The following is a 17,241-nucleotide window of genomic DNA, read 5'->3' as shown; positions in this document are numbered from 1 at the left end:
GGTCAGCTGACACTGGGGTTGACCTCGAACGTCGTGATCGCCCCGGACTCCTGACCCCACTTGGCCAGGATCTGCTTGTAGCTGCCGTCCTTGTCCATCGCCGTGAACGCAGCCGCGATCGCCTTGGCGAAGTCAGTCTGGTCCTTGGCCACGACGATGCCGTAGGGGGCAGAGTCGTAGATCTTGCCCACGGCCTCCAGCTTGTCGCCGGTCTGCTTCACCGCGTAGAGCGCGACCGGGGAGTCGGCGACCATCGCCTGGACCTTGCCGCTGATCAGGTCGGCCGTCACCTTGGACTGGTCCTGCTCGACCACCTGGGTGATGCCCTCCTTGCCGGCTGCCGTGCACTTCTTGCTGCGAGCGGTCAGGTCATCGACCTGGACGGTGCCCTTCTGCACACCGACGGACAGCCCGCAGGCGTTGTCCGGGTCGACCTTGTTGGGGTTGCCCTTGGCGGTGACCCACTGGCTACCGGCGGTGAAGTAGCTGATCATGTTGACCTGCTTCATGCGCTCGGCGTTGATGGTGAACGAGGAGGCCGCAGCGTCGTACTTGCCGGAGGTGACGCCCAGGATGAGAGTGTCGAAGTTGGCGTTCTGCCAGTTCGCCTTCAGCCCCAGCTTGGCCAGCGCTGCGTTGAACAGGTCGACGTCCATCCCGACCAGCTTGGTGCCGCCCTCGAGGTACTCGTTGGGCGCGTAGGAGCCATCGGATCCAACGGTGAGCGTGCCCTTGGCCTTGATGTCCGCGGGGACCATTGCGGCGAGGCTGGAGTCGGCGCCCCCGGTGGTCACGTTGGCGGTGGGGGAACCGGAGCCAGTGCTTCCCGTGTTGAGGCTGTCGGACCCACACGCGGACAGCGCGGTCATGAGGGCAACCGCGGTAACGGCGCTCAGACCCGTGGCTTTGGTGATGCTACGCATTTACTGCTCCTTGAAGATCGGCACATCGACCGTGACGGTCGTTCCCCCGATCCTGACACCCTGCGGCGCTACGGGGAGCGTTGCCGCGCGGGTTGTGATCTGCCCGTAACACCGTCCCTGCGAATTCGCACCTGCGTCCCAGCCCCCTCCCGACCTCCGCTCCCGAGGTTCTGGGAGGTATCGAGGTTGTGGGAGGAGCCAACTGCCATTAGCGGCTCCTGGAACCTGAATGTCTCCCAGAACCTCGGGCGGGATGTCCACAGGTGGCTCAGCGCAGCGCATGCGATCTGCAGCATCGTGCCTGGATGGACATAGACCAGCAGGTACGCCGATCGGGCGGGATAGTGCCTACTCGCACCTTGACCGCGGCCGGCTTCAGCGAGCACCAGATCCGGCGGGCGATACAGCAACGGCGAATTCACCGCGTGCGGAAGGGCTGGGTCGCCGTCGCCGACGTCGACCGCAGGATCATTCGGGCGGTGCGGGCCTACGGCATCCTGACGTGCGTCAGTGAAGCAGCGCGACAAGGCTTGTGGGTGTTCGACGAGACGCAGTTGCACATAGCCGCGCAGGGCCACCGCAGCACCGTGCCGGGGTGTGTCAGTCACTGGTCGGCGCCGGTGCTGAGCCGTCATCCAGATGCGGCCGTTGACTCCCTCGAGAACGCCCTCGTCCTGGTCGCGCAATGCCAGTCCCATGAGAATGCACTTGCCGCCTGGGAAGGGGCCTTTCGTCGCAAACTTCTGATGCCCGAAGCGGTGGCCCGACTCGCGCTGCCGCCTCGCGCGCGTGCCGTCTTCGATGTGGCCGCGCAGTGGGCGGACTCTGGGTTGGAGACCATCGCCGTGGATCGGCTCCGGTGGCTGAAGCTGCGGATCGTGCAGCAGACCTGGATCGCGGGTCACTGGGTCGACCTGCTCATCGGCGATCGCTTGGTCCTGCAGATCGATGGCGCACACCACGACGATCCCAAGCAGCGCCAGAAGGACATTGCTCATGACGCGCGGCTGCGGCTGCTGGGCTACACCGTGATCCGGGTCAGCTATCAGCAGGTCATGAACGACTGGCCGAGTGTGCAGCACCTGATCATGCAGGCGGTGGCCCAACGGCTTCATGTGGCCTGATGGCACTTTTGGCCGCGAGGTTGCGGGAGCTATCGAGGTTGCAGGAGGGGATCTCTTGTGGCGGCGTCTCCCAAAAGCTGGATATCTCCTAAAACCTTGATCGGGAGGGTGGCAGAACAGCAGGCGCTGTGACCTGCGAAAATGACATCGGTGTGATTCGACACGCCGAAACACTGCATCTAGGGGTTGTCAGCGACCTGACCACTAGATAGTGTGGCGCACGCAGTGGTCCTCCCCGCGATGAGTGGGGAGGGGCAAGAGGGAAGCCGGCGAGATTCCGGCACTGCCCCGCAGCGGTATGTGAGGACGAAAGCCGTCATCAGCACTGGGTGACCTGGGAAGCGACGGCCGGTAGGCGCGGTGAGACCCGCACAGTCACGAGTCCGAAGACCTGCCATTGCCCCTGCCGCAGCCTGCGGTGGGGTGCTTGCGGCTTTCGTGGGACGAGCCGGGCAGGTACGTCGATCGCTGCCACGCGCCGTACCTTCCCCCTCCCTTGCGCAACCGTGAGCGCACTTCGAGGGAGAGAAGAACGCACGTGACACTTCACGTCACCAAACGCGACGGCACGCGCGAGCCGTACGACGCGGATCGCATCAACCGGGCCATCGAACGGGCGGCCACCGGCCTGCCGGATGCGATGGCCAAGACCATGCAGATCGCCTCGGAGTTGGCGATCACGCTCTTTGACGGGATCACCACCCAGCAACTGGACGAGGCCGCGATCAACGTCGCGGTGCAGAACGTCAAGGACGACCCGGACTTCGACGTCATCGCCAGCCGGTTGCTGCTGAAGACGATCTACAAGAAGGTGCTCGGCGATTTCGAAACCGACACCGAGTTGGCGCTGCTGCACCAGGCACGCTTCCCGGGCTATGTCCGCCAGGGCGTCGAGGACGGCCTCTTCGACAAGCGCCTGGCGACCACCTACGACCTGGAAAGCCTTGCGGCAGCGCTCGATCCGCAACTGGACGAAGGGTTGCGCTACATCGGCATCGTCACCCTCCGCAACCGGTACATGGCGACCGACGCGCGTCGTCACCCGATCGAGGTCCCGGCCTACTTCTGGATGCGAGTCGCTATGGGCCTGTCGGTCAACGAGACCGAACCCACGAAGGCCGCGATCGGCTTCTACCGGAAGATGGCCTCGCTCGATTACCTCGCGGCCGGATCGACCTTGGTCAACGCCGGCACGCAGACACCGCAGCTGTCCAACTGCTTCGTCATGCAGATGGACGACGATATCGAGCACATCGCGACGTCGATGCGTGACGTGATGTGGCTGACCAAAGGCACTGGTGGCATTGGGCTTTCGGTCACCAAGCTGCGCTCGGAGGGCAGCCCGATCCGGTCCAACAACACCGCCTCGACCGGGCCGATCCCGTTCATGCACACGATCGACTCGATCCTGCGAGCGGTGTCGCGGGGTGGCAAGAAGTTCGGCGCGCTGTGCTTCTACATGGAGAACTGGCACCTGGACTTCCCGCAGTTCCTCGACCTGCGGCAGAACGCCGGCGACCCCTACCGGCGCACCCGCACGGCGAACACCGCGGTCTGGATCAGCGACGAGTTCATGAAACGTGTTGTCGCTGATGACGATTGGTATCTCTTCGACCCGCTAGAGACGCCCGACTTGGTCGAGTTGGTCGGCGACGATTTCTCCCGGCGGTACGCCGAGTATGTCGCCCTCGCTGAACGCGGCGGTCTGCGGTCCTTCAAGAAGGTGCGCGCCAAGGAGCAGTGGAAGGCGATCCTGGTCTCCCTGCAGACGACCTCCCACCCGTGGCTGACGTGGAAGGACACCATCAACCAGCGGGCCCTCAACGACAACACCGGCACGATCCATCTGAGCAACCTGTGCACCGAGATCACCCTGCCGCAGGACCGCGACAACGTGTCAGTGTGCAACCTGGCCTCGATCAACCTGTCACGCCATCTCGTTGAGGGACAATGGGATTGGGACCGACTCGCGGAGTCCACGCGCCTCGCCGTGCGGCAGTTGGACAACCTGATCGACATCACCAAGTCGTCGGTGCAGCAGTCGGAGCACTCCAACAGCCAGAACCGCGCGATCGGTCTCGGCCTGATGGGATTCACCGATGTCGTCGAGCGACTGGGCCTGTCCTACGCCTCACCGGAGGCCGCCGATCTGATCGACGAGGTCACCGAGTTCATCGCCTGGCATGCGATCGACACCTCCTGCGACCTGGCCGCCGAGCGCGGCGCCTACCCCAACTTCGAGGGGTCCGGTTGGTCGAAGGGGCTGGTGCCGTTCGACACCCTCGAGGTGTTGGAGCAGCGCCGCGGTGTGCCCGTCGACGTCGACCGTACGGCGCGCCTGGACTGGGACGCTCTGCGCACCAAGGTGCGGCAAGGGGTCCGCAACGCCACCCTGATGGCCATCGCTCCCACGGCTTCCATCGGACTGGTCGCCGGCACCACGCCCGGTCTGGATCCGCAGTTCTCGCAACTGTTTTCGCGGGCCACCTCTGCGGGCAAGTTCTTGGAGGTCAATCGCAACCTGGTCGCGGCATTACAGGAGCGGGGCCTCTGGGAGCAGGTCCGCGAGGAGTTGTTGCGGGCCCAGGGTGATCTGTCGGCTGTTCCCGGAATCCCCGAGGACCTGTTGACCACCTATCAGACCTCGTTCCAACTGCCGCCGGACGCCTACCTGGTCATTGCATCGCGGGCGCAGAAGTGGATCGACCAGGCGATCAGCCGGAACATCTATCTAGAGTCCAGGGACGTCGGTGCGATGGCCGAGCTCTACGTCGATGCGTGGCGCAAGGGTGTGAAGACGACCTATTACCTGCACATGAAGCCGCGGCACACCGCCGAGCAGTCGACGGTGAAGGTGAACAAGACCGAGGCGTCCGGCCGTAGCGGCGGCGGCTTCGGCTTCGCCAAGAAGACTGCGCCGGAGAAGGCGCCCACCCCACCACCGCAGGTGGTGACGATCGATGAGAAGCCAGCGATCGACGTACCCGAAGTGATCGAAGGTCTGGTCTGCCCGACCGACCCCCAGGAACTCTTGAACTGCGAGGCATGCCAATGACAATTCTCGGTACCGGTATCCAGGACGGCCTGCTGCTCAAGCCGATTCGCTACCAGTGGGCCTACGACCTCTACAACCAGGCGGTCGCCAACACGTGGTTCCCGCACGAGGTGCAGCTGGGGGAGGACCTGGCCGACTTCGAGCGGATGACCGAGCAGGAGCGGCACGCGGTCACGTTCCTGATGAGCTACTTCAACCCCAACGAGTTGCTGGTCAACAAGGCGCTGGCGTTCGGTGTCTACCCCTACATCAACGCACCCGAGGGCCACCTCTACCTCGCGAAACAGATGTGGGAGGAGGCCAACCACTGCATGGCGTTCGAGTACGTGCTGGAGACCTTCCCGATCGACCGCGACGAGGCGTACAGCGCGCACGTCGACATCCCGTCGATGGCCGCCAAGGAGGCCTTCGAGGTGAAGTTCATCGAGCGGATGGCGAGCACCCAGCTGGACATCACCACCACTGAGGGCAAGCGCGACTTCGTGCGCAACCTGGTGGCGTACAACGTTGTGCTGGAGGGGATCTGGTTCTACAGCGGCTTCATGGTCGCGCTGAGCTTCCGGCAGCGGAACCTGTTGCGCAACTTCGGCTCGCTGATCGACTGGATCGTGCGCGATGAGTCGTTGCACCTGAAGTTCGGGATCAATCTGATCCTGACGGTGCTGGAAGAGAACCCTGATCTGCAGACGCAGGAGTTCGCCGACGAGATCCGGCAGATGATCCTGGACGCGGTGGAGATGGAGTCCGCCTACAACCGGGACCTGCTGCCCGGCGGCATCCTGGGGCTCAACGCCGACTACATCAACACCTACGTGCAGTATCTGGCGGACCGGCGCCTGGAGGAGTTGGGCTTCGAACCTCATTGGGGCGTCAGCAATCCCGCTAAGTGGATGGCCACCGCGAACGACACGTTGCAGTTGGTCAACTTCTTCGAGTCGATCAACACCAGCTACGAGGTGGACGCGAAGGTCGGCTCATGACCGACCATGTCTGACTCAATACCGCTGCCCCTGCGCCGGTGGCGCAGGGGCAGCCTGACCCTCGGTCCCGCGTTCGTGGCAGCCATTGCGTACGTCGACCCGGGCAACATCGCGGCCAACACCTCCGCAGGGGCCCGGTTCGGATATTCACTGCTGTGGGTCGTCGTGTTGGCCAGTGCGGTGGCCGCGCCGATGCAGTACCTGTCGGCCAAGTTGGGTGCGGCGACCGGGCAGTCATTGCCTTCGCTGATACGGGAGCGGCTGGGACCTGTTGGTCGGCGTGCCTACTGGGCGCAGGCCGAGATCGTCGCCATGGCAACTGATCTCGCCGAGGTCATCGGGGCATCGGTCGCACTGCATCTCCTCTTCGACGTGCCCATGCTGGCGGCTGCGCTAGCGGCTGGCGCGATCGGAATGGCGATTCTGGCGTTGCGGGACCGGCTGGGCGAGGCCGCGTTGGAAGCGGTGGCGGCGACCTCGCTGCTGATCATCGGAGCGGCCTTCGTCCTCGGGATGGTCACGGCACCACCGGCGACCGTCGATGCCGCCAAGGGATTGCTGCCCACCGTCGGTGGGAACGAACAGGTGCTGCTCGCGGCCGCGATCGTCGGGGCCACGATCATGCCGCACGCCATCTATCTGCACTCCGGGCTGGGGGCCGATCATCCCGAGCGGCCGCACCACATCAGGTCGCAGGTGGCCAAAGCAATGATGCTGGCCGGAGCCGTGAACGTTTCGATGTTGCTCTTCGGGGCAGGTGCGCTGGCAGGTGAGCAGGACGACGACTTCGGGACCATCGCGGGGGCGATCACCACCCGCGTTGGTCACGGGGCGACGATCGCGTTCCTGGTGGCGCTGCTGCTGTCGGGCCTGGTCTCGACCGCGGTGGGCACGGCTGCCGGGGAGACGATCATGGCCGGTTTGCTGCGCAGGCGGGTCTCGCCGTACCTGCGCCGCGTGATCACCCTCCTTCCCGCCCTCGTTCTGATCACCGCTGGTGTCTCCCCGGTCACCGGTCTGCTCGCCTCACAGGTTGTGCTGTCTCTCGGCATCCTGGCGGCACTGATCCCGCTGGCCCTCTTTACCTCCGACCGGGCGCTGATGGGGGACCACGTCAACGGCAACGTCATGACGACATTTGCCTGGGGGGCGGTGGGTCTCGTGGGGATCCTCAACGCGGCGCTGGTCGCGGTCACGCTGGTGCAGCGTTGACCAACCAAGCCAGCCCGGAAGGCTCCAAGCGCAGCTCACGGTTGTCAGACCGACGAGCATCTGGTGGCGCCCTCCGAAGAGACTCGGCGAGGAGGTCAGGGCATGCTTCGCCAATGGCGCGAGCGACTACCGGTTGTGGCGTCTGACGCAATGGGGATTCTACGAAGCCGCGTGCCGCCTGGCGTGCCGACGCAACAAGTACCACAGGATGGCCACGCCTACGAGTTCTGCGGCGATCTCGGCAATCACGGCGCCGGTCGCGCCGAAGTGGATCGCCATCACGCCAACGGTGCTCAGCGCCACGATGGCGGCGGGGATGATTGCGGCAATGGTGAGATTGGCCTGACCTGTAGCGACCATCGAGAGGCCAAGGCCCATCGAGGTGCAGATCACTGCCAACAACACCCCGGATGCTGACGAGACTGAGTAAGGGACGTTCACGGCACCCGAAAACATCAGTCGGCTGACAGTTGGTGTTAGGGCGGCGTACGCAACACCAGCGAGCACTCCCATCAGAAGGCAGATGCGTTGTGCCTGGTGCACCCGTCCCGCGCGTTCGCCAACATCCGCTCCGCCAATCCAGCTCTGCAGCCGCGATGGCACGGAATAGAGCACAAGCACGCCCATCCGCATCAATCGCTCGGTCGCGGCGAACACTGGCGTGGCTTCAGGAGCGGCGATCTGGACCAGCGTTACCGGAAGCCCTGTGTACGCGACACTTACGACGCGACTGGACCCGATAATGAGTTGCTGGCGACTAGCGGTCGTCGCGGCTGCCCAGTCAGAGCGGCGCAATCGTGCTTCAGGGCCGATGATCAACCGCGCGACGATGAGCGCAATTGGCATCGCTAGGCACATCAGCAAGCTGTAGGTGACGAATGGAGCGCCCGCGAGAATAGCGATCGCCGAGATGAGGGCGAGCAGGGCCTTGGGCAGCGACTCGGACCACAGGACGGCAACAGGTTGTCCGATGCCGACGAAGTACCACTGGGGGGTCATCGCCTGGGAGGCCATCGCGGCGGCCAGGATCGCCGCTGCGACTGCATGGTCGTCGACCAGCCACCCTGTTAGTGCTGCGGCCAAGACCATTCCTGGGATGGCGGTTAAGGGACGCGAAGTCAGGGACAATCGGTACTGCGCGATACCGTCCCGTCTGGACATCCCCGCAACGCGCTGTGGACCGACGACACCCCAGCCCATCTCTGTGGCTATGGCAATCGCTCCACCGAGCGATTGGGCCAACGCCATTCCGGTCCACCCCGCCACGCCAAAGCGCGAGGTGATCGCCGGAATGACCAAAAGCGGCGACAGGAACCCTGCCGCCGGGATGAGCAGATAGAGAATCATCTCCCGCACATGACGTTGCCGACGACCCATAGCGCAGATGATTGTTCCTCAGCAAGCCATGCAGTCAAGGCGGGGGCTGGTCGGAGTGTCCCTCCCGGAAGACAGTCCACCTGTCTGCGACTACGACCACCAGGTTCAGACGCCCGCGGCTCAATTTGTGAGGTAACCCACGCAAGTAAGTCCGCCTGACCTTTCCGCTGGTTTATGCTTCGCAGCGGGCTGAGCGAGGAGATCTTCGCGGCGAGTCGAGCGAGGAGATCACCATGGAAGCAATGCTGCAGCAGGACGTTTACACGTTCAACCGACGCGACGACGTCGCACCTGACATCCCGCTAGGTTCGCGGTCCGCGCTCGATGTCGGCTGCGGTCGCGGCGGTTTTGGGTCGACCCTCCGTCGAGTACTGGGGCCGGAAGCCAGGATTGTGGGTATCGAACCGGTACCCCAGCAGGCGGACAAGGCGCGGGGGAGTGGTTTCGATGAGGTCCTCGATGGTTACTACCCCGAAGCATTGCAGGGGCGCGACGATCGGTTTGACCTCATCTGTTTCAACGACGTTCTCGAGCACATCGTCGAGCCGTGGCGGACCTTGCGCGCAACTCACGAGCACCTGAACCCGGGCGGTCACGTGTTGGCGGCCATCCCGAACGTTCGCTACTTGCCGGTGGTAACCGGCTTGATCGCCGGCGAATGGGAGTACCAGGACATCGGCGTGCTCGACCGTACCCATGTTCGGTTCTTCACCAAGAAAAGCATGCTGAAGATGTTCGCCGACGCCGGTTTCGAGGTGGAGTCGGTGCGGGGCGCTAACCCCGTGTTCCATCAGAGTCGGCGGCATAAGCCACTACGACCGTTGCGGCACGTCGTTGGTTCGATGCAGTGGCAGCACTACGTGATTCTGGCTCGCAGTCTGCGGTCGGGCAGTTGAGCTTTGCGATCCGCTAACGCGAGCGTGCGCTGGCGACCCAGGAGCCACGGCGCATCACGCGCGTGACGTCCAGGTCGGCGGAGAGTTCGACCAGGTCGGCGAAGTAGCCGGGCTCGATGGAGCCGACGCGGGCGAGGCCGAGGTGGTCAGCGGCGCGTGAGGTGGCCGCGGGCAGGACGACCTCCAACGGAAGCCCGACGACGTTGACGCAGAACTGCACAGCCCGGGCCATCGTCAGTGTCGACCCGGCGATCGTGCCGTCGGCCAGGCGTGCGACGCCGTCCCTCACGAACACGTCCAACGGTCCCAGCCGGTAGTCCCCGTCGGCGCTCGCGGCCGCCGCCATGGCGTCGGTCACCAGCACGAATCGGTCCGAGGCCAGACGGGTGGCAAGGCGGATCGTCGCCGGGTGCAGGTGCACGCCGTCGCAGATCAACTCCACGACTGCGTCCGAATCCAGCAGTGCCCCAACGGCTCCCGGCGCGCGGTGGTTCAGGGGAGTCATTGCGTTGAACAGGTGGGTTCCCGCCGTCGCCCCGGAGGCGAGGGCCTGGGTGGCCTGCTCGTACGTCGCGTCGGTGTGTCCTACTGCAGCGACGACTCCCGCGGACGCCAGTTGCGCAACGGCTTCTGGCCCACCGGGTAGTTCGGGGGCGATGGTGACCATCCGGATCGACCCGTCCCCGAGCTCCAACACGTGCGCGATGCGTTCGGAGGACGGGTTCTCCAGCAGGACGGGGTCGTGCGCGCCGCGGTGCAGCGGTGAGAGCCAGGGTCCTTCGAGGTGGATGCCCGCGAGCCGCCCGTCGGCCACCAGCAGTGCTAGTTCGCGCACCGCCCGGTCCATGTCCTCATGCGACATCGTGACCAGCGAGGCGATCATCGAGGTGGTGCCATGGGCAAGATGCGCATCGGTGACCGTGGCCGCTGCGGCCGCGGTGCCGGCGTCGAACGACGCCCCGCCGCCGCCGTGCACGTGGGTGTCCACGAAGCCGGGGACGAGGGTGCCGGTGAGAGGTACGTCGACCGGACCGTTCGGCGTACCCTCACCGACGGCGGCGATCGAGTCGCCGGAGATCTCGACCCACCCCGGCGCGAGAGCACGCGCCGGGGTGAGCACGAGGGGAGCGGTGATGATCACGCGCTGGTGTCCGCTTCGGCCATCGAGGCCTCGTCGTCATCCTCGCGGCCGGGGGTTTTCAGGTTCATCTTGCGGATGACGAACCGGAACAGGAAGTAGTAGATGACCGCATACCCCAGGCCGATGGGTATCAATAACAACGGCTTGGTGGCGATGTTGAAGTTCAGCACGTAGTCGAAAAGGCCTGCGCTGAATGAGAATCCGTCCTTGATGCCAAGGGCGTTGACCAATGCCAGTGACGTACCGGTCAGGACGGCGTGGATCACGTAGAGCGGCCACGCGACGAACATGAAGGCGAACTCCAGGGGCTCGGTGACACCGGTCAGGAACGCGGTGAGGCCGACCGAGAGCATCACACCACCGACGGCCTTCTTGTGCTTGATCTTGGCTTCCTGCCAGATCGCCAGCGCCGCCGCGGGCAGGGCGAACATCATGATGGGGAAGAAGCCGGTCATGAACGCACCAGCCGTCGGGTCACCCGACAGGAACCGGGCGATGTCACCGTGCACCGGCACACCGGTGCCAGACGGGGTGTAGGAGCCGAAGATGAACCACGGCGGGTTGTTCAGGATGTGGTGCAACCCCAGCGGGATGAGCAACCGGTTGGCGGTGCCGTAGACGAAACCACCGACGACGTCGTTCTCCGCGACCCAGTTGCCCAGGTCGGTCAGACCGGTGTTGAACGGCTGGTAGATGAAGGACATCAGCACCGAGATGATCAGCATGGCGAAGGCGGTGATGATCGGCACGAACCGCCGGCCGCCGAAGAAGGCGAGGTAGGGAGGCAGTTTGATGCGGTGGTACTTCTGCCACAGGTAGGCCGAGACCAGGCCGGCGATGATGCCGCCCAGCACCCCGAAGTTGATCAACTCCTGCGCGGCGCCCTCTTTGGGCTCACCGAGGATGTAGGGCGACATCGCATCGCCGACGCTCTTGAAGACCAGATAACCGACGACCGCGGCCAAAGCCGTTGAGCCATCAGCCTTTTTGGCCATACCGATGGCAATACCGACGGCAAACAGCAGCGGCAGGTTGTTGAAGAGCGCGCTACCGGCGGCACCGACGATCGCGGCCACCTTGTCCCAGCCAAGACCGTCCTTGCCCAATAGGTCGGGCTGGCCGAGCCGCAGCATCAGACCGGCGACCGGCAGGGCAGCGATCGGCAGCATCAGACTGCGGCCGAACTTCTGGATCGGCGCCAGGTTGATGCGCTTCTTCTTGGCTGCGGGTGGCGAACTCGCTGGTACCTCGGCAGTACTCATCAGTGCTCCTTCGGGTTGGGGTCGGGTCGGTCGAGGCTCATATGGATCGAGTAGCGGTCACCGCGATAGCGGGACACGACGTACTCGACCGGTATTCCGGCTGAGAAGCTGGTGCGCTGGAAGACCAGCAGCGCTGCGTTGGACGGTGTCTTCAGTCGCCGCGCCGTCGGTGCGTCCGCCGGCTCGCCCCACAGGGTCTGCTCGGCGTGATCGATGACCAGTTCGTACTCCGTGGTCAGGACCTCGTAGAGCGATCCGGTCAGGTCGCGTTGGTCCAGATCGGGCAGCAGGTGGGCCGGATACCACCCGTCCTCCAGGGCGATCGGCACGTCGTCGGCGAAGCGGATGCGCTCCAGGCGCCACGCACGACCATGCCGCGGCAGTTGCAAGATCTCGGCGACTTCGGCTGGGGGAGTGTCGAGTTCGAGCGTGAGGATGGCCGTCGACGGGGTGAGACCGCGCCGGGTCATGTCCTGGCTGAAGGAGGCAAGGTGCAGGTCGGACTGCAGCCGGGGCCGTGCGACGAAGGTGCCCTTGCCGTGGATGCGATGCAGGAGCCCGTCCGCCGCCAGACTCTCGATGGCGCGGCGCACGGTCGCGCGGGACACGGCGTACCGGCGCATCAACTCCCGCTCGGAGGGGAGGGCGGCATCCGGCTGCAACTCACGGGTTGCCATCACGGTCAGCGCCTCGCGCAGTTGCGCGTACTTCGGTTCAGGTCCGTCGGTGATCTGCCGGGTCGGCACGGATTCCTCCTCTCCAAGGCTGGTCGGGGATAGCGTCGGACTGGTACGGTCTGGTCCGGACCAGTTCGCATATCATGCTGCGAGCGACGGGATGCGTCAAGAAGGAGCGGAGGGCACCGGACGTGGAAGATGTGCGCGAGACCCAGATGGGGCGGGAGATCGCCCAGCAGCCACAGGCGGTGCAGGACACGCTGGATGCGCTGATCCCGCTGCGGGACAGGATCGCCGAGGTGTACGCCGGGCGGGAGCAGGTGCTGTTCGTGGCTCGCGGCAGCAGCGACAACGCGGCGGTCTACGGGCGCTACCTGCTGGAGACCCACTCCGGCGTACTGGCCAGTTTGTTCTCCCCCAGCGTGGCAACCCACTACGGAGCCAAGCTCGACCTGTCCCACTCCCTGGTGGTCAGCGTCTCCCAGTCCGGGCAGACCGAGGAGATCGTGCAGACCCAGCAGTGGGCCAAGGAGTGCGGGGCGGCGACCATTGCCGTTGCAAACGTCCCGGACTCGCCGCTGCTGGCCGACGCGGATCTGGGGCTGCTCACCCAGGCCGGCCCGGAGTTGGCGGTGCCGGCGACCAAGACCTACGTCTCACAGACGGTGGCCATGGCGGTCCTGGGCACGGCCCTGTCTGGTGACCCATCGGCGTACGACGATGAGCTGGCGACCGTGCCCGGCGAGATCGAGCGGTTGCTGGCAGAGCGTTCCGGAGTGGCGGAAGCGGTTGCGGCACTAAAGGATTCGGCGTACGCGGTGGTGTCCGGACGCGGGCTCCTGATGGGCACGGCATTGGAGACGGCGCTGAAGCTGGAGGAGACCTGCCTGCGCCCGGTGCGCGGCTACTCCTACGCCGATCTGCGGCACGGCCCGATCTCTGTGGTCACCGGGGGCATGTCCGCGGTACTGGTGTCCGCGGCCGACGGCCCGATGAGTACGCCGATGATCGAGTTGGCGCAGGACCTGGACCAGCGTGGGGCAACGACGGTGGGAATCGGCGGAACGACGGAATTCGCCGACACAGTCGACGTCGCGGTCGCCGGCCCGCGCCTGACCGAAGCGCTGTCACCGATCGCGTCGATCGTCCCGGCCCAGCTGGTGGTCGAGTCGCTGGCGCTGTCCCTGGGGTTGGACCCGGACAACCCGCGAGGTCTGGCTAAAGTCACCACCACGGACCCAGACTGATCCCGACATTCCGTATCCGAGTTCGCTTGAGAAGGAGCACATCATGGGAAAAGCAGAAGACATCCTGGCCGGCCTCGGTGGTGCCGACAACATCGTCGAGATCGAGCCGTGCATCACGCGGCTGCGCACTGAGGTCGAGGACGGCTCGTTGATCAACGAAGCCGCACTGAAGGCAGCCGGCGCACACGGTGTCATCGTGTCCGGAAACGTCGTGCAGGTCGTCGTCGGGCCGGAAGCAGACACCCTGGCCGACGACATCGAGGACCTGATGTGAAGCTGCTCGCGCCCTGCACGGGTCGGGTCATTCCGATCGAAGAGGTCGACGACCCGGTGTTCGCCGGTGAGATGGTCGGTCCGGGCGTGGCGATCGAGCCGATCCTGGAGCCCGCCACGGTGGTCTCCCCGATCTCGGGGACGGTCGTCAAGGTTCATCCCCACGCGTTCGTGGTTCTCAACGCCGAAGAGAAGCTGGGCGTTCTGGTGCATCTGGGCATCAATACCGTGAAGCTGGAGGGCAAGGGCTTCGAGGTGCTGGTGGCTCAGGGTGACACGGTCGAGGCGGGCGACCCGATGGTGCGCTGGAACCCGGCCGACATCACCGGCGAGGGGGAGACCGAGGGGATGCTGCGGACCGTGCCGGTCGTCCTGCTGGATCGGCCCGCGGGGTCGGTTGAGCGTCTGTTCAGGGACGTTCGCGCCAAGGACGAGTTGTTCGACGCCTGAGCCGCTCCAGGGGCTAGGACCGCAGGGAGGCCAGGTGAGCGGTGTACTGGTCGTAGGTCGGCAAGAGCCCCGATGTCTCACCGTCTGACAACGTGGGGGCGGCGGCGTCCTTGGGCGACAGGAGCGGCTCGATCCCGTCAGGGAAGGTCAGGCCGATCGCCGGGTCGAGTGGTTGGATGCCGTGTTCATGCCCGGGGTTGTAGGCCGCGGTGCACAAGTAGACGGCGGTCGTGTTGTCCTCGAGGGCACAGAAAGCGTGTCCCAGGCCCTCGCTGAGATACACCGCCTGACGCTCGACGGTATCCAGGGGGACGGCGGTCCACTGACCGAAGGTCGGTGAGCCCACGCGAATATCGACGACGTAGTCGATCAAGGATCCGGACACCGCGGTGATGTACTTGCCCTGTCCGGGAGGTATGTCGGCGAAGTGGATCCCGCGGACGGTTCCGCGGCTGGACACCGAGATGTTGGTCTGCACGATGTCCGGGCGGTGGCCGAGCTGTTCGGCGAGCAGGTCACCCCGGAAACCTTCGAGGAAAACACCGCGGTCGTCGGGGAACTGCCGGGGCGTCACGACGAAGGCACCTTCGATGGGCAGTGGTTCGATCTTCACGACGAGGCCACCGCCTCGTTCTTCTCCTCCAGCAGCTGCAGGAGATACTGCCCGTACCCGCTCTTGACCAGCGGCCGGGCCAGGTCGCCCAGTTGCTCGTCGGACAACCAGCCGTTGCGCCAGGAGACCTCCTCGACGCAGCCGATCTTGTCGCCCTGGCGTTCCTCGATGGCCTGCACGAACTGGGCGGCGGCCATCATCCCCTGGAAGGTCCCGGTGTCGAACCACGCGGTGCCGCGTGGCAGCACCGTGACCGTCAGATCACCGCGTTGCAGGTAGGCGTCGTTGATGCCGGTGATCTCCAGTTCGCCGCGTTCGGAGGGACGAAGGGTCCTGGCGATCGACACCACATCGTTGTCATAGAAGTAGAGCCCGGGCACGGCGTACCGGCTGCGGGGTTGGGCCGGCTTCTCCTCGATCGAGCGCACCGTGCCGCTCGGGTCGAACTCGACCACGCCGTACGCCGAGGGGTCGGCCACGCGGTAGGCGAAGATGTTTCCACCGCTCACCGAGCGGTTCGCCTTCAACGCAGTGCCCAGCCCCGGACCGTAGAAGATGTTGTCGCCGAGGACCAGCGCCACGCTGTCCGAGCCGATGAAGTCAGCGCCGATCAGGAACGCCTGGCCGAGACCGTCGGGGGACGCCTGGACCGCATACTGCAGGTCAATACCCCACTCGGCGCCGTCGCCGAGCAGTCGGTGGAACTGGTCGGCGTCGTGCGGTGTGGTGATGATCAGCACCTCACGGATCCCGGCGGTCAGCAGCGTCGACAGCGGGTAGTAGATCATCGGCTTGTCGTAGATCGGCATGAGTTGTTTGCTGATGCCGCGGGTGATCGGGTGCAGCCGGGTCCCCGAACCACCAGCAAGGATGATCCCCTTCATGGACGTTGATCCTAGGCCTGCGGGTCCGTAGGTGACGCCAGTACGTCAGACACCGTTGGGGGCCTCGTTGGTCGGGAAAGGGCCTATCGTCGCCCCTCGCTATGGCATGGTGAATCGCATGACGGCGCCCCCCACCTTCGTCACTGTGGTGTTTGATCCCGAGGTAGCGCTGCTGGATATTCAGGCGCGTTCAATGGATCGCTGGCTTGACCCGACCGCGGTTGATCGGATCGTGATTCTGGATAATTGCTCTCGCCCATTGTCGTCTCGACGGATTGCAGGGCTAGAGAGGTCTTACGGGTCGGTTAGTGACCGGGTGGAGGTGATACGCACCCGCGAACTCATCGACGCTCCGCACTTGCATGGTTGGAGAACGCAGCAGGCGGCAAAGCTAATAGTCGCGCGACACATCGACAGCCCGCAGTACGTCGTGTTCGACGCTAAGAACCACTTCATCGCGCCCACCCACGCTACGTCGTTCGTGAGTTCGACCGGCCGCCCCCACGGTCTCAGCCACTCATACGTCGACCATCCCTTGCGAGAGTCGCTGGAGAGGACGTTACGGTACTTGGGCGCTAGCGAGCCCACCATCGTGCAGGCTATTCAGCGGTTCCCGCCTACTGGAACCCCGTTTGTTTTCGAGACCGAGTTGGTGCGGCGCATGATGGCGGACATCGAGAGCACCGCGAAGGTCCCCTTCGCCGAGGAGTTCGAATCAAATGACCTTCTAGAGTTTTTCCTCTACTCCGGGTGGATGGCGGAGCGAGGTCCCGGCCTGGAAGAAGCAACAGATGGCGTTGAGGTTGAGTCACCGACCGTGTGGCCCAGTGCGGCCAACGAGGCTGGCGTCGCTCGGGCGATTGGCAAGGCAATGAGCAGTAAGTCAGTCGTATTTGGCGTGCACCGGCGGGCGCTGCATCGCGCCGACCCCTCTACGCAGGCCGCGATCGCGCGCTTCTGGGTAGATCGCGGGTTGTTTCCGGATGATCAGGCCGCCCTCCGATACATACAGCGCTTCCGCCGAAACTTCGTACCGGCGATGCTTGTGGCGCGAGGTACGGAGCGCATATACGACGTGCGTCGGCGTCTGGAGGGCCGCTGAGGCTAGGGCCGGACCTGACAGGTCA

At 65.0% G+C, this 17,241-nt stretch carries 16 protein-coding genes and 1 riboswitch; of the genes, 9 read left to right on the top strand and 7 right to left on the bottom strand.

Going from position 1 to position 17,241, the window contains the following annotated elements:
• Positions 1-2: 2 nt before the first annotated feature.
• On the bottom strand, positions 3-923 hold the full coding sequence (locus AZH51_RS00725; RefSeq protein WP_291520306.1) for an ABC transporter substrate-binding protein: 921 nt from the start codon (positions 921-923) through the stop codon (positions 3-5).
• 305 nt (positions 924-1,228) lie between these two features.
• Between AZH51_RS00725 and AZH51_RS00720 the strand changes: the two genes are divergently transcribed.
• The 4 genes from AZH51_RS00720 (at position 1,229) to AZH51_RS00705 (ending at position 7,294) form a co-directional block, all read left to right on the top strand.
• Positions 1,229-2,047, top strand: coding sequence for a type IV toxin-antitoxin system AbiEi family antitoxin domain-containing protein (locus AZH51_RS00720; protein WP_291520305.1), 819 nt, complete (start codon positions 1,229-1,231; stop codon positions 2,045-2,047).
• A gap of 209 nt (positions 2,048-2,256) precedes the next feature.
• Positions 2,257-2,461, top strand: a riboswitch (cobalamin riboswitch).
• Positions 2,462-2,585: 124 nt separating this feature from the next.
• Positions 2,586-5,102 carry a ribonucleoside-diphosphate reductase subunit alpha gene (locus tag AZH51_RS00715; RefSeq protein ID WP_291520304.1) on the top strand — a complete coding sequence of 839 codons (2,517 nt, stop codon included), beginning with the start codon at positions 2,586-2,588 and terminating at the stop codon, positions 5,100-5,102.
• The gene (locus AZH51_RS00710; RefSeq protein WP_291520303.1) at positions 5,099-6,082 is read left to right on the top strand and encodes a ribonucleotide-diphosphate reductase subunit beta; all 984 of its coding nucleotides are present in this window, start codon (positions 5,099-5,101) and stop codon (positions 6,080-6,082) included. The genes AZH51_RS00715 and AZH51_RS00710 overlap by 4 nt, the downstream gene beginning before the upstream one ends.
• A gap of 6 nt (positions 6,083-6,088) precedes the next feature.
• Positions 6,089-7,294, top strand: a complete 1,206-nt coding sequence (locus tag AZH51_RS00705) for an Nramp family divalent metal transporter (protein ID WP_291520302.1) — start codon at positions 6,089-6,091, stop codon at positions 7,292-7,294.
• Between the two features lie 159 nt (positions 7,295-7,453).
• Here AZH51_RS00705 and AZH51_RS00700 read toward each other — a convergent pair whose 3' ends face one another.
• Entirely contained in the window at positions 7,454-8,641 is a 1,188-nt protein-coding gene (locus tag AZH51_RS00700; protein ID WP_291520301.1) for a hypothetical protein, read from the bottom strand.
• A 263-nt stretch (positions 8,642-8,904) separates the two neighbouring features.
• On the opposite strand from AZH51_RS00700, the gene AZH51_RS00695 reads away from it, so the two are divergent.
• Positions 8,905-9,567 (top strand): class I SAM-dependent methyltransferase, encoded by a 663-nt coding sequence (locus AZH51_RS00695; RefSeq protein WP_291520300.1) that lies wholly within the window; start codon positions 8,905-8,907, stop codon positions 9,565-9,567.
• A gap of 13 nt (positions 9,568-9,580) precedes the next feature.
• On the opposite strand, the gene nagA is transcribed toward AZH51_RS00695, so the two are convergent.
• The 3 genes from nagA to AZH51_RS00680 are packed head-to-tail and all read right to left on the bottom strand — an operon-like array spanning position 9,581 to position 12,716.
• Positions 9,581-10,708: an N-acetylglucosamine-6-phosphate deacetylase gene (gene nagA, locus AZH51_RS00690; protein WP_291520299.1), complete on the bottom strand. Its 1,128-nt coding sequence runs from the start codon at positions 10,706-10,708 to the stop codon at positions 9,581-9,583.
• Entirely contained in the window at positions 10,705-11,970 is a 1,266-nt protein-coding gene (locus AZH51_RS00685; protein WP_291520298.1) for a PTS transporter subunit EIIC, read from the bottom strand. The genes nagA and AZH51_RS00685 overlap by 4 nt, the downstream gene beginning before the upstream one ends.
• Positions 11,970-12,716, bottom strand: a complete 747-nt coding sequence (locus AZH51_RS00680; RefSeq protein ID WP_291520297.1) for a GntR family transcriptional regulator — start codon at positions 12,714-12,716, stop codon at positions 11,970-11,972. Before AZH51_RS00680 ends, AZH51_RS00685 begins: the two co-directional genes overlap by 1 nt.
• A gap of 131 nt (positions 12,717-12,847) precedes the next feature.
• Here AZH51_RS00680 and AZH51_RS00675 point away from each other — a divergent pair, with 131 nt between their 5' ends.
• From AZH51_RS00675 to AZH51_RS00665, 3 genes are read left to right on the top strand one after another with little or no spacing between them, the layout of a single operon-like run.
• The gene (locus AZH51_RS00675) at positions 12,848-13,894 is read left to right on the top strand and encodes an SIS domain-containing protein (RefSeq protein WP_291520296.1); all 1,047 of its coding nucleotides are present in this window, start codon (positions 12,848-12,850) and stop codon (positions 13,892-13,894) included.
• Positions 13,895-13,937: 43 nt separating this feature from the next.
• Complete coding sequence (locus tag AZH51_RS00670) at positions 13,938-14,168, top strand: glucose PTS transporter subunit EIIB (protein WP_291520295.1); 231 nt, start codon at positions 13,938-13,940, stop codon at positions 14,166-14,168.
• Complete coding sequence (locus AZH51_RS00665; protein ID WP_291520294.1) at positions 14,165-14,617, top strand: PTS glucose transporter subunit IIA; 453 nt, start codon at positions 14,165-14,167, stop codon at positions 14,615-14,617. Before AZH51_RS00670 ends, AZH51_RS00665 begins: the two co-directional genes overlap by 4 nt.
• Positions 14,618-14,630: 13 nt before the next feature.
• Here the strand turns inward: AZH51_RS00665 and AZH51_RS00660 are convergent, their stop codons facing one another.
• Together AZH51_RS00660 and rfbA are read right to left on the bottom strand one after the other, a co-directional pair.
• Positions 14,631-15,230, bottom strand: a complete 600-nt coding sequence (locus AZH51_RS00660; RefSeq protein WP_291520293.1) for a dTDP-4-dehydrorhamnose 3,5-epimerase family protein — start codon at positions 15,228-15,230, stop codon at positions 14,631-14,633.
• Positions 15,227-16,114, bottom strand: coding sequence for a glucose-1-phosphate thymidylyltransferase RfbA (gene rfbA / locus AZH51_RS00655; protein WP_291520292.1), 888 nt, complete (start codon positions 16,112-16,114; stop codon positions 15,227-15,229). The genes AZH51_RS00660 and rfbA overlap by 4 nt, the downstream gene beginning before the upstream one ends.
• Positions 16,115-16,232: 118 nt before the next feature.
• Here rfbA and AZH51_RS00650 point away from each other — a divergent pair, with 118 nt between their 5' ends.
• Entirely contained in the window at positions 16,233-17,216 is a 984-nt protein-coding gene (locus AZH51_RS00650) for a DUF6492 family protein (RefSeq protein ID WP_291520291.1), read from the top strand.
• The last annotated feature ends 25 nt before the right edge of the window (positions 17,217-17,241 follow it).

Origin of the sequence: Branchiibius sp. NY16-3462-2, from assembly GCF_001594145.1 — a bacterium.
In the GTDB taxonomy this organism is placed as follows: Bacteria; Actinomycetota; Actinomycetes; order Actinomycetales; family Dermatophilaceae; genus Branchiibius.
The sequence above is the reverse complement of the archived record's forward strand: the minus strand, read 5'-3'. Positions and strand labels throughout refer to the sequence as shown.

What these genes read in the sequence shown, in the direction of transcription:
- AZH51_RS00725 (WP_291520306.1), bottom strand. Translation starts at nt 923, where the DNA reads ATGCGTAGCATCACCAAAGCCACGGGTCTGAGCGCCGTTACCGCGGTT.
- AZH51_RS00720 (WP_291520305.1), top strand. Translation starts at nt 1,229, where the DNA reads ATGGACATAGACCAGCAGGTACGCCGATCGGGCGGGATAGTGCCTACT.
- AZH51_RS00710 (WP_291520303.1), top strand. Translation starts at nt 5,099, where the DNA reads ATGACAATTCTCGGTACCGGTATCCAGGACGGCCTGCTGCTCAAGCCG.
- AZH51_RS00705 (WP_291520302.1), top strand. Translation starts at nt 6,089, where the DNA reads ATGTCTGACTCAATACCGCTGCCCCTGCGCCGGTGGCGCAGGGGCAGC.
- AZH51_RS00700 (WP_291520301.1), bottom strand. Translation starts at nt 8,641, where the DNA reads ATGATTCTCTATCTGCTCATCCCGGCGGCAGGGTTCCTGTCGCCGCTT.
- AZH51_RS00695 (WP_291520300.1), top strand. Translation starts at nt 8,905, where the DNA reads ATGGAAGCAATGCTGCAGCAGGACGTTTACACGTTCAACCGACGCGAC.
- AZH51_RS00685 (WP_291520298.1), bottom strand. Translation starts at nt 11,970, where the DNA reads ATGAGTACTGCCGAGGTACCAGCGAGTTCGCCACCCGCAGCCAAGAAG.
- AZH51_RS00670 (WP_291520295.1), top strand. Translation starts at nt 13,938, where the DNA reads ATGGGAAAAGCAGAAGACATCCTGGCCGGCCTCGGTGGTGCCGACAAC.
- rfbA (WP_291520292.1), bottom strand. Translation starts at nt 16,114, where the DNA reads ATGAAGGGGATCATCCTTGCTGGTGGTTCGGGGACCCGGCTGCACCCG.
- AZH51_RS00650 (WP_291520291.1), top strand. Translation starts at nt 16,233, where the DNA reads ATGACGGCGCCCCCCACCTTCGTCACTGTGGTGTTTGATCCCGAGGTA.